The organism is Nocardia amamiensis (genome assembly GCF_015477605.1).
Taxonomy (GTDB): domain Bacteria; phylum Actinomycetota; class Actinomycetes; order Mycobacteriales; family Mycobacteriaceae; genus Nocardia; species Nocardia amamiensis_A.
The window spans coordinates 133,316-148,554 of record NZ_JADLQX010000018.1 but is presented as its reverse complement, the minus strand read 5'-3'; the positions used below and the strand labels follow the sequence as shown (position 1 = coordinate 148,554).

Sequence of the window (15,239 nt, the reverse complement as noted above, 5' to 3'; positions counted from 1 at the left end):
GAAATTGCGCCCAAAGCGGTAGTTTCCGCTCCTGTCGACCACGTGCAGGGGAGTGGGGATCATGGATTTCGAAATCGGATGGACGGGTCAAGAGATTTGCGCATTGCGGCAGGCTCTGCGGCTCAGTCGGATCGAGTTCGCTCGCAAGCTGGGGGTGACTCGACGGAGCGTCGTCTCATGGGAGACCGGCCGTACGACAACCGTGCGGGCCGCCAGTCGGCGACTGCTCTACGACGTGCTCGATGAACTCGACAACGACCAGCGGGACAGGTTCCGAGCAGCGCTGGCGTACACCCGGGAGCACACAGAGACGACTCTCCAGCACTCGAACGAGCAGCAATTGGCGGGATTTCACTCAGCTCCACGCTCAGACGGAAGAATGTCAGTCTCTTTCGGCGAGTCGCCGGAAGCCGATACGCTGAACCACAACCCTGCCGACGATCCTCTGCGAGTATCGTCGCGGTGCAGGACCCTCTCTTCCCGTGGAGGAGATGACGCCGTGGAACGCAAGAACTTCCTTCGCCTGATGACCGGATCCATCGCAGGCATCGCTATGGCCGGGCCAGTCCGCAGCGCAGTGCAGGCAGCGACCGACGCACATGTCGGATCCGCCGATGTCGTGCGTGTCCGCAAGAGGGCACGCACCCTGGCTCGACAAGACCACGAGTACGGTGGGGAACTCTCCGCGCCTGGCGCCGTGGCGCAGCTCGGGATGGCCGCTGCATTGGCGTCCGGAACTTTCGCCAGCGATACCGTGCGCCGCGATTACTTGTCTGCACTCGCCGAGCTCGCCGACACCACTGGCGGTGTTTGCTTCGATGCCGGAATGCACACGGAGGCCAAGGAGGCGTTCCAATTCGCGGTCGAGTGCGCAATCGACGCCGAAGACATGGCGATGCGCGCCAAGGCACTGACCGGCTTGGCTAATCTCGCCGTCCATCAGAACCGGGCCGATGACGCACTGACCTATGCCGAGATGGCATTGGTGCGCAGCGACCTTCTGCCGCCGAGACTGAGTGCGGTGATCCATACTCGTCACGCCCGCGCGCTGGGTGCCGTCGGCGTGTCTCGCAGCCGCGAATGCATCGACGCAGTGCTACGCGCCGAAGACTCTTTCGCTGCCGAAGACGACCGGACGCCGGACTGGATCGCCTACTACGACCGCGCCCACCTGCGCCGCGATTCCGGCCGCGCGCTGCTGTATCTCTCAGTGCACGGTGGTGGCAACTTCAACGACGCCTACGCCCGGCTCAACTCCGCGATGGCGGAATTCCCTACCGGCTTCTCCCGGGGCAAAGCCCTCGCCAGTGCCAACTTGGCCACCCTGGTCATGGTCCGCGACGATCCTCACCACGCCGTAGTCCTCGGCCAACTGGCCCTCGAGTCCCTGGGGGACGTGCACTCCGACCGGGTAAACCACGCGTTCAGTCAACTGAGAGGCGCCTGCGATCAACACGTCGATCTGCCCGACGTCGCAGGACTTCGCGAGTACATCCGAACCACGGTGCCAGCCGCGCGGTAGCCGCAGATCTCGCCAGGCAGAATCGAAGTGACTGCCTGGCCGAGGCCTGATCGAAACATGGCCGTCGTCCACGCCCTCGACGTCGAAAGCCTCGGCATCGACGAAAACGCCACCCCCGCCTACCTCGGCTTCAACCTGTTCTCCCACACGCTGGCCCGCGCCACTCTGATCGGCACCTACGAGCAGAAGTAGGTCCATCGCAGACCTGTGGCCCTGAGCGGAACGCTCAGGGCCACAGCGCTTCTGAAGGCACACTCGCGTTGCCGATGGGCACCCGGCATTCGGCATCATCACCGATATTTCCGTGTGTCAGCGGAGCCCGGCGGCCTGTTTTGCGGTTTTCTCCAGCTTGGCTCGATATTGCTGCCACCAGGTCGAGTCACTGGTGGGCATGTTGTCGTTGCCGTTGCGCAGGCCGGCGACGCCGTCGATGAGCTCGCGGATGATGTCGGCGTGTCCGGCGTGCCGGTGGGTTTCGGCGGCCACGTGCACCAGGATTCGGTGCAGGGTGACCGTTCGCTGGTCCTGCGACCACCATGGGACCGAGCCTTCGGCGGTGAGGTCGAGGCTGTCGATCGTGGCGTCGGCATGCGCCCAGGCCCGCCGGTAGAACCCGATGATGTCCTCGCGCGACTGTTCGGAGGTAGCCCACATGTCGGCCGTGGGCTCGGCCTCGAAGTCGTGTTCGGTGAGCGGTTCATCGTATGGGCGGGCGAAGGTGTCACCGAAGTAGCCGAACTCGACAGTGCCGAGGTGTTTGACCAAGCCGAGCAGGTTTGTGCCGGTAGGGGTCATCGGGCGGCGTACGTCGTACTCGGATAGGCCGTCGAGCTTCCACAGCATGGCTTCGCGGGCATAGCGCAGATAGCGGTGCAGATCTGCTTTGGGGCCGGACGCAGTCATGTCGAGCACTCTGCCAGGGCACTACCCCATCCCCGACTGATTTTCCGTCCGAGCCAACATCCTCCACTCGGCAGACGCGGTCTGCTCGGTCAGCACCACGGTGTCAGCCGCGCAGTAGCCGCTGATCTCGCCAGGGAGTATCGCAGTGGCTGCCCGTCCGATCAGCGAATAGCGCAGCGGCAGTTGCCTGTTGCCGCGCGCTTGCCAGGCGGAGGCGGTACGCTGCCGCTGGACGGCGGACCAACGAGGGTACGTGCTGGACTGGTAGGGGCATGACGTGGTTGTTCACACGGGTACGGCCTGGGTGCTGTTCTTTGCTGGGCTCATCTTCCTGTGGGCGCTGGTTCTCGGTGTGTGGAAATGGCAGGCGATGACCAGCTCGCCGGATGGCTTGGCGCATCCCTATGTCGATATCGCGCACCGGGCCGCGCTGCTGTATGCGTTCGCGACCGGCCTGATCGCGGTGTTCGTCGAACTGTCGGGCTGGCCGTCGGCGGTGAACTTCGGTGCGGCGGCGGTGATCGTCCTGCTGTTCGTGGTGACGATTGCGAACTACATTCGGCTGGGGTTGCAGCGGCAGACCGACAATCAGATGCGCAACCCGCCGCCCTCGATGCGTTTCGTCCTTGCCGCGCTGATCGTCGGCGAGATCGGCGGGTTCGGCGTTCTCCTCGTCGGATTCGCCACGGCACAGCTGTAGTGGCGTTCGGTTCGGGATTTCGTCCCACGAGCATGGTGACGGTGCAAGCGGCCGCCGCGATCACCGGCACCGTGCCATCACCGCTGTCGGTGACGTAACCGGTGCACGAGCGCGGTCGGCCGCCGCTGCCTACGAAGTGCTCCCCATCGGGATGACGCCGCGGTTGGCCGTCGTCCCGGTCACCGGGACGACGCCGTCACCACAGTCGGTGGCACAGATGGCGTCTGTTGTTGCTGACGTTGACGGTGACGCTGATGACGGTGTCGCTGACCCGGTCGAGGGCCATCGGGACCGGGGTTCGGCCGACCGGGATGGTGACGGTGCGCGACGCCGCGCGTGACATTGCGGGTCGCCGCGTTGATCACCGAGAGGGTGTTGCCACCATCTTTGATGTAGACGTCGCGGGCCACTGGGATGGCGGCTGCGGCCGGTCCCGCAGCATGGGTGACGGCGGTCGGCGCGGCATGTGGGGTCCGGTCACCTGTGTCGAGTCTCCAGTAGGCGATTGCCCCACCGGCGACCGCGACGAGGATCGCGAGCAGGGCAGCCAGGACCCTACGGCGCCGGACCGGCGTATCCGTCCCCGCCGCCTCCCGTGGCGTCGTAGGGGACATCGACCCGCTGGGGGCACCCGGAGCATCAGTGATGTACTCGGTCGAATCGGCCGTCAAGGGATCACCGGCCGTACGACGCGCTGCGAGCGAGTGCCTTTGGCGGTTGCGTGACAATAGAAGCCTCCATGGTTGGAAGATTGTTGGACTGACTCCTCAATGCTCATGGATGGATGACGGCCGGAGATACGACTCCATGGGTGGTCTCGGCCGTCCCTCGGGGTCTGAAAAGCTACCCCCTTGGGTAGGTTGATCTGACCCAGACAGCAGGCCGCGCCTGCCTTGATCGTCTCGTTCGGCCGTGTGCTCGGGGATCAGTCCGGACACGGCCGAGCAGACGGCAGTGATCCTCGCCCTCGACGGACGCATCAAAGGTGGCGCCGACCGAGCTCGCACACTGCTGCCATACGTCGTGGCGCGACTGTAAGAACCGCTGATACGACTGTGGCCCTGAACAAATGCTCAGGGCCACAGCGCTTTCCAGTGGAAATCTACGTGACGTTGACGACCCCGTCGGAAGGCTCCTCGGCATACAGCGCCGCGAGCTCGGCCTGGTACTTGGTCGCGATCGGGACGCGCTTGAGCGACATCTTCGGGGTCAGCTCGTCGCCGCCGGGCTCCCAGACGGCGCCGAGGATGGTGAACCGCTTGATCTGCTCCACCCGCGACAGTTTGGCGTTGCCCGCCTGCACCGCGGCCAGCACCTCGTCGACGATCTCGCGACGGGTGGCCAGGGTGGCGATGTCCTCGCCGGTGGCGTCGAGTTCCTTGGCGCGGAGGGCGGCGATGTCGGGATCGAGCACGATCAGGGCGGCGATGTAGGGCTTGGCGTCGCCGACCGCGACGGCCTGGCCGATCAGCGAGGAGGCGGCTTTGACGGCGTTCTCGATGTTGGAGGGCGCGATGTTCTTGCCCGCCTCGTTGATGATCAGTTCCTTCTTGCGGTCCACGATGCGCAAGTAGCCGTCGGCGTCGATGGTGCCGATATCGCCCGAGTGCAGCCAGCCGTCGGAGTCGATGGCCTCGGCGGTCTTGTCCGGCATGTTGCGGTAACCGCGGGTGATGATCGCACCGCGCACCAAGACCTCGCCGTCGGCGCCGAGCCGCAGCTCCATGCCGTCCACCGGACGCCCGACCGAACCGGGGCGCGGCTTGTCCAGTTCGGTGTAGGTGGCCATGCCGGTGGTTTCCGACATGCCCCACACCTCGCTGACGGTGAAGCCGAGGCCGAGGAAGTATTCCAGGGTCTCCGGAGGGATGGGGGCGGCGCCGGAGGAGGCGACCTTCAGCTGATCCAGACCGAGCGCATGCCGCAGTTTGGACAGCACCAGCGCTTCGGCGATCGTGTGCTGCACACTCAGCAGCGGACCGCGGCCCTTTCCGGCCAGATCCGCGCGCGCGGCCGCGATGCCGGTGTCGATCGCCCAGGTGGCCAGCGTCTTTTTCACCGGGCTCGGTTCAGCGGCGAGCCTGGCCTCGACACCCGCCTTGATCTTCTGCCACACCCGCGGCACGCCGAAGAAGACGGTGGGGCGCGCGTCGGGCAGCGCGGCGGCGACCTCGCGCGGGTCGGGGACGGTGGTGAGCTGGATGCCGGCGAGCAGGTTGACCGCGTGGCTGGACATCCGGTCGGCGACGTGCGCGGCGGGCAGGTAGGACACGGCACGATCGTCGAAGCCGACCCGCAGCGGGCCGCTGACCAGCGCGATGACCTGGGCGAGCACGTTGCGGTGGGTGATCTCCACACCCTTGGACGGGCCGGTGGTGCCGGAGGTGTAGATCAGGGTGGCCAGGTCGTCGGCTTCGACGGCCTGCCAGGCGGCGTCGAAATCGAAGTCGGCGGCGGGTGCGGCCTCGACCTGTTCGAGGGTGATGGTGCCGTCGGCGGGTCCGTCGACCATGATGATGTGCTCGATCGGGACACCGGCCGCGGTGATCCGGTCGAGGAAGACCTGTTCGGTCACCACGACCTTGTTGGCCGCGTTGGTGAACAGGTGGGCGATCTGCTCGGGGGAGCTGGTGTTGTAGATCGAGAACGGGGTCGCGCCCAGGTGCAGTGCCGCGGTGTCGACCAGGTTGAACTCGGGGCGATTGGTGAGCATGATGCCGACGGTGTCGCCGCGCCGCACGCCGAGGCCGGTCAGGCCCGCCGCGATGGAGCGCACGCGTTCGGCGTAGTCGCGCCACGTGTATTCCTGGGTGCCGCCTACCTTGCGCAAGGCGATGTGGTCGGGGCGTAGTCGCGCGGTCTCCTGGAATGCCGCGGGCACGGTGTAGACCGTTTTGCCCGATTCGTGCGCGTATCCGATGTCTGTTGTCGTCATATCCCTGTTCCCGCTATCTCTGGCGTGGACCGAACTGCGGCGCTGGCCGAAGCCGGTCCGAGACTCGGATGCTGACGAAATGCGGCGAAGGCATTGTCAGTCTCTCGCGAGTCGGCGCGCCACATGTGGCGCGGCTCACTCATGATAGCGAGACACAGCGATTGTGGTGACTCTTATATCGAGGAACCTCTACGCACCGATCAGATCCGCCGCGGAGGCGGAACCAGGGCGGCCGCGGCCGGTGTCGCCGGGCGTGATGACGACCGGATCGACGGCCAATGGCTCGTCGGCCCCAGCCGCGCCGGCGGGTTCCTCGACCGCCCACGGCGCGGAATCGGTCGGAATCCAGTGCTTGCGCCGGGTGCGCTTGGCTTCGAGGTACTCGCGGGCCCGCTCACTGAGCGCCCGCGTCCGCAGCGGCACCGCGGTGACCCGCAAACCTCCCTGCCGCAGCGCTTCCACCTTGGCGGGGTTGTTGGTGAGCAACTGCACCGAGCGCAATCCCAGCCCCGCCAGGGCACGGGCGGTCGCGGAGTAGGTGCGGGCGTCGGCGGGGTAGCCGAGTCGCTCATAGCTGGTGAAGGTGTCGGCGCCGGAGCGCTCGCTTTCGCGATATCCCATGGCCTTGGCGATCAGCCCCGCGCCGCGCCCTTCCTGTTCCAGATAGACCAGCACTCCCGAGCCCGCGGCTTGGATGAGATCCAGCGCCTTGTCCAGCTCCGGTCCGCAGTCGCAGTCCTCCGACCGCAGCGCCTCGCCGTACAGGCACCGCGAATGTACCCGCACCAGGCATTCGTCGGCGACCGCGCCGAACAGCAGCAGGTGTCCCCGCTCGTCGTCCCCGTTCAGCTCCAGCACCCGGACACGCAGATCATGCCCCTTGCGACGGAACCGGTGCTCGGTGTCGGCAAGGTCCACAACACTGGTCAATGCTCCTCCGAAGCGAGTCTGAAGATCCGTTCGATCTCACCCACCAGTGGCATTGCTCCCGGGACGTCCCCGACCGATTGCGTCGCCACCATCGCGGCGGTCGCCCAGACGTAATCGTTGCGTGCGGCGGGGCGGCGCGTCGAGACGAGACGATATACCAGGGCGGCGGAGAAGGCAGCGTGAGCGCCGACCGAGTCGTCCAGCGCCGTCGGGAAGGGGTGAAACCGGTCGCTGATCTGCTCCGACCACACCGCGCACCGGAAATCCTTGATCGCGCACACCGCCCGCACCCCCAGCGCCCGCAACAGCGTGGCGGTCTTCTCCCCGGAGGCCGTGGCACCATCGGGCACCATCGCCAGGGCGTCCAGGTCCTTGTCGCCGCCGACCAGATAGTCCACCACGCCCAGGTGGTGGTACAGGTACTGCGGGCGATCCAGCGGCGGCGCGGGATGCACGACCACCAGCGGCCGCGACCGCAGCCCGCGCAGATCCGCCATGATCTGCTCGATCACCCCGGTGGGTTGTTCGAAGGTCAGCAGCACCGCATCCGAGGTGGCGATCGCGGAGCGGATCGCGTCGCTGCGTAGGTCCTGAGCGCTCAACCGGATTCGCTCGTCCTTGCAGCCGATCGTGCTCGCCGCGCCGGTGCCCGCGACGATCACCGCGGTGACCGGCGTCGGCGCATACGGCACCACCTTGACCAGTTCGGTGTCGACGCGCTCACTGCGCAGGTATTCCAGGATGCGGGCGCCGGCGTCGTCGTCGCCGACCGCCGAGATCAGCCGCACCCGCAGACCCAGTCGCGCGGCGGCGACCGCGCGGGTGAGTCCCTTGCCACCGGGATGCTCCTCGTAGCCGCCGCGAGTGGTGCCGCCGGGGCCGGGGATCCGATCGACCAGGTACATGTGGTCGATCACCGCGTCGCCGACCACGGTGACCACACCGCGGGTTATCGGCGAACCCGACTCGCCCGCAGCGTCTTTCGATCCACTCGTGCCGAACTCGACGACATGCGCTCCGTCGAACACCGAAGCCGTGGCCAGCTGCGCCGCCAGTGCCGTGAACGCCCTGCGCTCGGGCGCACCACGCAGTGAGCGCACCGTCGGTGCGGCGGGAACCGGTTGCGCCCCAATGGCTTCGTGCAGCACCGGCCAGTGTTCGGCCAGGTATTCGCGCCGTTCACCCAGATCCGAAGCGTAGAGCCGATCGGGATCGATAGCGGCAGGCGCGTTTTCACGCAACAGGCCCAGAGACAGTTCCGCGTCCACGATGAGCCGGTCGGTGGGCTCCAAGCGCCCGGCCACATCGCGCACCAGCGGCAGCACCGCTTCCTCCCGGTCGATGCCCGCACGCCGCGCGTACTGGCGCACAGCCAGCAGATCCAGCAGCGGCAGTACGTCGATTTCGGTGCTACGCAACCGATCCGAGCTCAGGCCGGACCGTTTGCACAACCGCGTGAGGATATTGCGAACGGCAACCATTCCCGAATCCTGCGGGACCATGGGCGACCCTCCTCGATCGGCGCGACACCGAAGCTGTCGGCGCACGTAGGCCACGCAAATCGGGTTTAGCCAGCGGGCAAATTGTCAATTACCAAACTACAACGGCAATTGCGCTCGGGGAACGGCAAATGCCACACTGGATGTGGCGATCCCCATCGCTCCACCAGGCACGGGAGGGCTGGTGATGAGAATGATTCTCCGAATACGGCAGAGTCGGCGGCGACGGCACCTCCGCCCCGCCGGACCGGATACCGAGCTGGTGCCGAAGCCGGTGGTGGACTAAACGAGCCGCCGGACATCCCCGCAATACCGCACCCTGGTCATCGCCTGCCACGCGTCAGCGCGACGGCATTCACCCATCAGCCGCGCCCCGCACCGGACCGGATATACCGTCTCCGCGGCCGGCGCGCGGCAATCCCTCGGACACGACGACCGGCCTGGCGATACCTGCTGGTCGCGGCCCGATCACCCACGGCGCACCGCAACGGGCGCGCATCCCTGCCGCGAGGAAACGATGCGGCCGGTATGCCGGTCCATCCCACCGGCGCACCCGAACCCTTGCCCAGTCGAGCGGCCCACCCGGCCGCCCGGCCCGGCAAACGGACCTGTCGGCCCCGACAGCGCCGACACCGCAGAAACCACGGTGCAGCACATCCACCGCGCTGCACCAGCGGATGCACGACTGGAGGCATTCGTGATCATCGAACTCAGCACCCTGGAGCCGGCCTCACTCCACCTGTTGCACCGGAGACAGCGATGACCATTCACACCACCGAATGGACGATGACCAGCGATCTGACCCCGGAAGCCGCCTTCCGGGACACCGACACCACCGAAGGCTGGCGCCTGAGCTGGCTGCCAGGCCGACTGCTGACCCGCGCGCAAGCGGAGGCGGGTATGCGCCTGGACGAGCTGCTCAGCGACCCGGCCATGGTGCACGACCGGATAACCCAGGCCCGCGTCGACGTCTACGCCGACCAACTGGGCATCCTGCGCGACCACGCGGTGATCCTGCTGGCCAAGCGAATGGCGGCGCGACTGGAGAAGGAATTGCGACCCAAAGCGGACCCGACGCCGCCGGGGCACAGCCCACGCACCGGCCGATCACTCACCCAGACGATCGAACCCCCGTTCGTCCACCGCTGACCCGCGCTGGAGCTCAGGCGTGCGCTTTGTGCTCCGCGCCCACGGCATCGCCGATGCTGCGGTACCCGCCGGCCCGCAACCGCTGCGCCAGACCGCGATGGATCCTGCGCATCCAGAACGGGCCGCCGTAGATGAAGCCGGTGTAGCCCTGCAGCAGCGTCGCGCCGGCGAGGATACGTTCCCACGCCTGGTCGACCGTTTCGATGCCGCCGACCGAAATCAGCACCAGCCGGTCACCGACACGCCGGTACAACCGGCGCAGCACCTCGAGCGAGCGCTCCGCGACCGGCGGCCCCGACAGACCGCCCGCGCCCATGGCGGCGACCTCGTCGGGATCGGAGCGCAGACCGTCGCGGCGAATGGTGGTGTTGGTGGCCACGATGCCCGCCAGGCCCAGCTCGACGGCCAGGTCGGCGACCGCGTCGATGTCCTCGTCGGACAGGTCCGGAGCGATCTTCACCAGCACCGGCACCTGCACACTGTCCAGCACCGCCCGCAACAGCGGACGCAGCGATTCCACCGCCTGCAGATCCCGCAGGCCGGGAGTATTGGGCGAACTGACGTTGACCACGACGAAATCGGCCAGCGGGCCCAGCAGGGCGGCGCTAGTGGCGTAGTCGGCGGCGGCGGCATCCGGTTCCACGATCTTCGTCTTGCCGATGTTCGCCCCGATCGGCACCCCGCCGCGCCGCCCGCGCAGCCGTTCGGCGGCAGCGGCGGCGCCGTGGTTGTTGAAACCCATCCGATTGATCAGTGCCCGGTCGGCGGGCAGCCGGAACAGTCGCGGAGCGGGATTGCCCGGCTGCGGCTGGGCGGTGACGGTGCCGATCTCGGCGAAGCCGAATCCCAGCGGGGCCCAGGCGTCGACACCGTCGGCGTTCTTGTCGAATCCGGCCGCCAATCCCAGCGGCGCGGGAAATTCGACCCCGAACGCCGTCGTACGCAGAATCGGATCGTCGAAGACGAGAACCTTGCTCATCGCCCAGCGCACGGGCGCGCACCAGGCGGCCAACCGCATGACAGCGAAGACGAGGTGGTGGATGCGTTCCGGCGCGACCAGGAACATCAGTCGGAGTAGCAGGGCGTACATCGGCTCACATTCCGGGTTCGGGCTGGGGTAGTAGTGCGGATTTTCGCCGCCGCAGCAGGACCCGCCTGCTGCCGTCGGTGTAGGCCCGCACCCGCGAGAGCTCCCAGCCACCGAACTCGGCCTGGATGGCCAGCCGCATGGACGCGGTCACCCGCGTGACATCCGGTGGCAGGCGCAGCGGCACATACTCGTAGTCGTCGCTGGTGGTCTCCCAGCCCGCGGGCAGCGCGCGCCCGCGCCCCCGGTGTGCTGCCGGATCAGGGGATGTCGCGGAATCGTCACCCGCGCGCGGTGTCCGAGCCATCAGTGCCCTCTCTTCCGATCGTCCGCACCGATCCTTTGCAGACCGTCGCCGGTCGCGGATCCCACGAACATGTCCCCGGTGTGTTGCTCGATGGTCACCGAGTTCGGTTGCCGGACGGTGGCGTAGCGTCCCACTTCCTTCGGTATACCTGTCGACAGGTCGAACCCGACGACCTCGTTGCGCTGTGTGCACGTCACCCACACGGTGTCGGACCGCTGATCGTAGGCAAGTGCGTAAGGCGAAGATCCTACCGGGAAACGCTGACGCAGCACGAGCGGTCCCGCGGTGTAGACCAGCAGTTCGCCCCCGGCGGTGTCGGCGACCACGAACCGGCCGCGCGCGTCACCGATCAGCTGCGTGGCGCCGTCGCCCGCCCGCAACGCCAATCCGAGCCGCTCGCCGCCGAGGTCGACTTCGAAGATCGCGGTTTGGTGACGGTCGAGCACGGTGAGCTTGCCGTCGGCCTCGGCGAGCTCGTCGGCCGACAGCAGCCCGGACACAATCCTGGTCACCGCACCACCGGGCGCCACCTGCAGCACCCGGCCATCGCCCGTACCGACCAGCAGCCCGCCGTCCGGGCGCGCGAGCACCGACCGCACGTCGCCGTCGACGGCGACCTCGCCGATCGCGCCGCCGGCCAGATCCACCCGCAGCACCCGCCCCGGCGCCGTCGCCAGCATCTCACCCGGCCTGCCCGGCGCCAGTCCGCTCGCGCGATCCGGCAGCGTCACGGCGCGCACGGTGGGCTGGGCGGCGTCGGGGTCGATCACGGTGAGGGCGGTGCCGTCGAGCACGGCCAGCAGGCCGGTGCCGGGATCGGATGCCAGCGCGGCGACCGGACCGGCGGGCAGCACCCGGCCCACCGGCGGCGTGGTCCCCGCGGGCGCGACCTCCGCGGTCGCCGGATCCCTGCTCGGCAGATCCGCACCGCCGGTACGAGAGGAGCATCCGGCCAGCAGCACCAGCACCGCCACACCCGCGAGTGCCGAGCGAATCGAGCCGCGAGGGCGCATGCACCGAACTCCTAACTACCGACGAATCTTCCGCAACCTCACCATCTGACCATGATGACGCACTGAACCGACCGACCGGGGTGTCGGCTCGAGCACGATGTCGGTGATCGGCGTTACGGTGGAGTCCACACGCTGTCCGATTCAGGGAGATCCGGTTGAAAGCCGACCATCCGCCGGGATTCGCCGTCGACGACGTCACCGTCGGCCCGCACGCGCACGGGTTCGGCACCACCGCCGACGGCCACCCCTTCGCGTTCCGGACCGTCCGCGCGACCCTCACGCTGGAGATCTACCGCCGCGACCTCGACAGCGCCGTACCCGGCCCGGAAGACGTGCTCGCGGTCGCCGCAGCCACCGTCACCGACATCGACCTCGACGACGAGCGCAGTGTCGTCGCCCTGGTGCGGGATATGATCCCCGACGCCGCGACGATCGAGGCCGCCGTCGACCGGGACGTCACGACCGTGCGGGCCCTGCTGGGACGGATCAGCTCCGTCATCGACGGTATGTAGGACGTGATGACCCACACACGACTCGCCCGGACCGCGCTCGCCGCGGCGGGCCTGCTGCTCGCGGCGCCGCTGGGCGGCTGCGGCAGCGGGCCGGACGACGCCGCCGTCGCGGCCGCCCGTTCGTCGGCGAACGCGTCGCTGTCGTCCTCGATCGCCGCCTCCGCCAGCGCCGCGCACCCGCCGCTGCCGACGGCCGCCGAGCTGGACACCCAGATCAAGCGGGCGCTGGACCCGGCCCTGCCCGACAGCGAGCGCACCGCCCTCATCGAGGACGGGGAAGCCTTCCGCCAGGCCATCCCCGACATGTACCGGGCGCTGCAGGACAATCCGCGCGCCGTCTACGGCGTGACCGACCCGGTGTTCGACAACCACGACGGCACCCTGACCGCCACGATGCGGCTGGACAAGGACGGCACCGGCACCGCCGTGCGCACCACGGTGGTGCACTTCGTGCTGATCGACGGCAAGTGGCGGATCTCGCGGACCGACCTGTGCGGCATCCTGCGCTCGGCCGACTACCGCACACCGGCCTGCGGCTGAACCGGGCCTCGACTCGATGCGCGGGCCGGGATCGCTGCGGTGGGGACGCTTCGTCCACCGCAACCGCTTCCTCGTGCTGGCCGTCTTCATCCTGTTCGTGCTGGTATCGGGCTGGTACGGCCGCGACCTGTCCGGCCGGTTGACCCAGGAGGGCTGGTTCGACGAGAGCAGCGAATCGGTCGCCGCCGCCGAACTGGCCGACCGCACCTTCGGCCGCGACACCGACAGCGACCTGATCCTGCTCTACACCGCCCCCGCAGGCACCACCGTCGACGATCCCGCCGTCCGCGGCCCCGTCACCGCGCAGCTCGCCGCTCTGCTGGCCACCTACCCCGATCGCATCCTGAAGATCGACAGCTATTGGGACAGCCCGTTTTCCGCGCAGGCCACCGACGCCACCCGCACCCACGCGTTCGCCAGCGTCGGATTACGCGGCTCCGGCACCGCCACCGTCGAGAACTACGCGGCCATCCGAGACCATCTCGGCGCCGGACGCCCCGGCGGCGGCCCGGGCGGCACGACGGTGCAGCTGGCCGGGTTGCAGCCGATCGTCGAAGGCATCAACACCGGCATGCAGCGCGACATCAGACGCGCCGAGATGATCGCCCTGCCCATCGTGGCGATCGGACTGTACTTCGTGTTCGGCGGCGTGATCGGGGCGCTGCTGCCGGTGCTGATCGGCGGCATGACGATCCTGGGCACCCAGGGCGGGCTGCGGCTGCTGACCGACCACATCGACGTCAACGTCTTCGCCAGCGCCGTCATGACCCTGGTCAGCCTGGGGTTGGCGATCGACTACGGATTGTTCACCGTCACCCGGTTCCGGGAGGAGCTCGCCGCGGGCCGCGACGTGGAAGAAGCCACCGCCCGCACCGTCGCGACCGCCGGACGCACAGTGCTGTTCTCGGCGGCCATCATCGCGATCAGCCTCGGCGCGCTGTTCATCTTCCCGAACGGGGTCCTGCGCTCGGTGCCGCTGGGCGGCATCAGCTCGGTGCTGCTGGCGGCACTGCTGTCGGTGACCGCGCTGCCCGCGGCATTGAGCATCGTCGGTCACCGCATCGACTTCTTGGGCTGGAAGCGATTCTCCCGCACCAAAACCGAAGCGCAGATCGACGCCGGATTCTTCTCCCGGCTGGCGGTGTGGGCGATGCGCAGGCCGCTGGCGGTGGCCGTGCCGATCGTGCTGGCACTGCTGGCGCTCAGCATTCCGCTGCGGCACATCGAGTTCGGCGGCCTCAGCGAACGGTATCTGGCGCAGGACAATCCGGCGCGGGTCGCGCAGGAACGTTTCGACGAGCTGTTCCCCAGCTTCCGCACCGAACCGCTGAAACTCGTCGTGGTCGGCGCCGACCCGCGGCAACTGAGCGACATCCGCTACGCCGCCAATCAGATCCCCGGGCTGACCGGGCGTTTCGAGCCCGCGGCGGCGACCAGGGACGGCATCAACGTGCTCGCCGCCGGGCTGGCCGACAAACGCGACGCCGACCGGGTGATCGCCGCGTTGCGCGCGATCCCCGAGCCGCCCGGGGCGCGGGTGATGGTCGCCGGAGTGCCCGCGCTCGAGCGCGACAGCATCAACGGCCTGCTCGACGGCCTGCCGATGCTGCTGGCGATCCTGGTGGCGGCGGCGCTGGCGCTGCTGTACGCCGCGTTCGGTTCGATCGTGCTCGCGGTGAAGGCCGTCGCGATGAGCGCGCTCAGTCTGCTCTCCACGCTCGGCGTGCTGACCTGGGTTTTCGTCGAAGGCCACGGCGCGGGCCTGTTCCAGTTCACCCCTGGTCCGTTGATGTTCGCGGTGCTGGCGTTGATCGTGACGGTGGTGTTCGGACTGTCCACCGACTACGAGGTCTTCCTGCTGTCGCGGATCTCGGAGGCACGCGCCGCGGGCTCGTGCGCGCCGGAGGCGATCCGCTACGGCATCGCCCACACCGGCGGCGTGATCACCTCCGCCGCCGCCATCCTCATCGTGGTCACCGGCGCGTTCGGGTTCTCCGATCTGGTGCTGATGAAGTACATCGCCTACGGCATGATCGCGGCGCTGATCCTGGACGCCACCGTGATCCGCATGCTGCTGACGCCCGCGGTGCTGAAACTGATCTGGCGGTAGAACCGCGGGCTTGCCATCGGTGGCCGTCCTCG

General features: G+C 68.2%; 14 protein-coding genes and 1 pseudogene. 7 read left to right on the top strand and 8 right to left on the bottom strand.

Translation table 11 applies throughout. The features are described from left to right. The first annotated feature begins 61 nt into the window (after positions 1-61). Positions 62-1,522, top strand: a complete 1,461-nt coding sequence (locus IU459_RS23650) for a helix-turn-helix domain-containing protein (protein ID WP_195131756.1) — start codon at positions 62-64, stop codon at positions 1,520-1,522. Positions 1,523-1,567: 45 nt separating this feature from the next. Next, a pseudogene (locus IU459_RS23645) lies at positions 1,568-1,714 on the top strand (YbhB/YbcL family Raf kinase inhibitor-like protein); the annotation flags it as partial. A 117-nt stretch (positions 1,715-1,831) separates the two neighbouring features. Here the strand turns inward: IU459_RS23645 and IU459_RS23640 are convergent. Beyond that, on the bottom strand, positions 1,832-2,425 hold the full coding sequence (locus tag IU459_RS23640) for a DinB family protein (RefSeq protein WP_195131755.1): 594 nt from the start codon (positions 2,423-2,425) through the stop codon (positions 1,832-1,834). 277 nt (positions 2,426-2,702) lie between these two features. Between IU459_RS23640 and IU459_RS23635 the strand changes: the two genes are divergently transcribed. After that, positions 2,703-3,125 (top strand): hypothetical protein, encoded by a 423-nt coding sequence (locus IU459_RS23635; RefSeq protein ID WP_195131754.1) that lies wholly within the window; start codon positions 2,703-2,705, stop codon positions 3,123-3,125. A 196-nt stretch (positions 3,126-3,321) separates the two neighbouring features. Here IU459_RS23635 and IU459_RS23630 read toward each other — a convergent pair whose 3' ends face one another. The 4 genes from IU459_RS23630 to IU459_RS23615 all read right to left on the bottom strand — a co-directional run bounded on the left by IU459_RS23630 (position 3,322) and on the right by IU459_RS23615 (position 8,471). Continuing rightward, entirely contained in the window at positions 3,322-3,468 is a 147-nt protein-coding gene (locus IU459_RS23630) for a hypothetical protein (RefSeq protein ID WP_195131753.1), read from the bottom strand. 759 nt (positions 3,469-4,227) lie between these two features. Continuing rightward, positions 4,228-6,060, bottom strand: a complete 1,833-nt coding sequence (locus tag IU459_RS23625) for an AMP-dependent synthetase/ligase (RefSeq protein WP_195131752.1) — start codon at positions 6,058-6,060, stop codon at positions 4,228-4,230. Between the two features lie 189 nt (positions 6,061-6,249). Continuing rightward, positions 6,250-6,990 carry a GTP cyclohydrolase II gene (locus IU459_RS23620; RefSeq protein ID WP_195131751.1) on the bottom strand — a complete coding sequence of 247 codons (741 nt, stop codon included), beginning with the start codon at positions 6,988-6,990 and terminating at the stop codon, positions 6,250-6,252. Then, complete coding sequence (locus IU459_RS23615) at positions 6,987-8,471, bottom strand: PfkB family carbohydrate kinase (protein ID WP_228838386.1); 1,485 nt, start codon at positions 8,469-8,471, stop codon at positions 6,987-6,989. Before IU459_RS23615 ends, IU459_RS23620 begins: the two co-directional genes overlap by 4 nt. Positions 8,472-9,248: 777 nt before the next feature. Between IU459_RS23615 and IU459_RS23610 the strand changes: the two genes are divergently transcribed. After that, positions 9,249-9,638 (top strand): hypothetical protein, encoded by a 390-nt coding sequence (locus tag IU459_RS23610; RefSeq protein WP_195131749.1) that lies wholly within the window; start codon positions 9,249-9,251, stop codon positions 9,636-9,638. A 13-nt stretch (positions 9,639-9,651) separates the two neighbouring features. Here IU459_RS23610 and IU459_RS23605 read toward each other — a convergent pair whose 3' ends face one another. From IU459_RS23605 to IU459_RS23595, 3 genes are read right to left on the bottom strand one after another with little or no spacing between them, the layout of a single operon-like run. After that, the gene (locus IU459_RS23605; RefSeq protein ID WP_195131748.1) at positions 9,652-10,728 is read right to left on the bottom strand and encodes a quinone-dependent dihydroorotate dehydrogenase; all 1,077 of its coding nucleotides are present in this window, start codon (positions 10,726-10,728) and stop codon (positions 9,652-9,654) included. 4 nt (positions 10,729-10,732) lie between these two features. Continuing rightward, complete coding sequence (locus IU459_RS23600) at positions 10,733-11,032, bottom strand: DUF5703 family protein (RefSeq protein WP_324199000.1); 300 nt, start codon at positions 11,030-11,032, stop codon at positions 10,733-10,735. Continuing rightward, a complete protein-coding gene (locus IU459_RS23595) occupies positions 11,032-12,045 on the bottom strand; it encodes a hypothetical protein (RefSeq protein ID WP_195131747.1) in 1,014 nt (337 codons plus the stop codon). The genes IU459_RS23600 and IU459_RS23595 overlap by 1 nt, the downstream gene beginning before the upstream one ends. A gap of 155 nt (positions 12,046-12,200) precedes the next feature. On the opposite strand from IU459_RS23595, the gene IU459_RS23590 reads away from it, so the two are divergent. The 3 genes from IU459_RS23590 to IU459_RS23580 are packed head-to-tail and all read left to right on the top strand — an operon-like array spanning position 12,201 to position 15,207. Further along, on the top strand, positions 12,201-12,557 hold the full coding sequence (locus IU459_RS23590) for a hypothetical protein (protein WP_195131746.1): 357 nt from the start codon (positions 12,201-12,203) through the stop codon (positions 12,555-12,557). Positions 12,558-12,563: 6 nt separating this feature from the next. Next, positions 12,564-13,097, top strand: a complete 534-nt coding sequence (locus IU459_RS23585; RefSeq protein WP_195131745.1) for a hypothetical protein — start codon at positions 12,564-12,566, stop codon at positions 13,095-13,097. Between the two features lie 16 nt (positions 13,098-13,113). Beyond that, positions 13,114-15,207 (top strand): MMPL family transporter, encoded by a 2,094-nt coding sequence (locus IU459_RS23580; RefSeq protein ID WP_195131744.1) that lies wholly within the window; start codon positions 13,114-13,116, stop codon positions 15,205-15,207. The last annotated feature ends 32 nt before the right edge of the window (positions 15,208-15,239 follow it).

Excerpts from the sequence above, each read along its gene's own strand:
- IU459_RS23650 (WP_195131756.1), top strand. The coding sequence starts at position 62 with ATGGATTTCGAAATCGGATGGACGGGTCAAGAGATTTGCGCATTGCGG.
- IU459_RS23640 (WP_195131755.1), bottom strand. The coding sequence starts at position 2,425 with ATGACTGCGTCCGGCCCCAAAGCAGATCTGCACCGCTATCTGCGCTAT.
- IU459_RS23630 (WP_195131753.1), bottom strand. The coding sequence starts at position 3,468 with ATGTCACGCGCGGCGTCGCGCACCGTCACCATCCCGGTCGGCCGAACC.
- IU459_RS23625 (WP_195131752.1), bottom strand. The coding sequence starts at position 6,060 with ATGACGACAACAGACATCGGATACGCGCACGAATCGGGCAAAACGGTC.
- IU459_RS23615 (WP_228838386.1), bottom strand. The coding sequence starts at position 8,471 with ATGGTTGCCGTTCGCAATATCCTCACGCGGTTGTGCAAACGGTCCGGC.
- IU459_RS23610 (WP_195131749.1), top strand. The coding sequence starts at position 9,249 with ATGACCATTCACACCACCGAATGGACGATGACCAGCGATCTGACCCCG.
- IU459_RS23605 (WP_195131748.1), bottom strand. The coding sequence starts at position 10,728 with ATGTACGCCCTGCTACTCCGACTGATGTTCCTGGTCGCGCCGGAACGC.
- IU459_RS23600 (WP_324199000.1), bottom strand. The coding sequence starts at position 11,032 with ATGGCTCGGACACCGCGCGCGGGTGACGATTCCGCGACATCCCCTGAT.
- IU459_RS23595 (WP_195131747.1), bottom strand. The coding sequence starts at position 12,045 with ATGCGCCCTCGCGGCTCGATTCGCTCGGCACTCGCGGGTGTGGCGGTG.
- IU459_RS23585 (WP_195131745.1), top strand. The coding sequence starts at position 12,564 with ATGACCCACACACGACTCGCCCGGACCGCGCTCGCCGCGGCGGGCCTG.
- IU459_RS23580 (WP_195131744.1), top strand. The coding sequence starts at position 13,114 with ATGCGCGGGCCGGGATCGCTGCGGTGGGGACGCTTCGTCCACCGCAAC.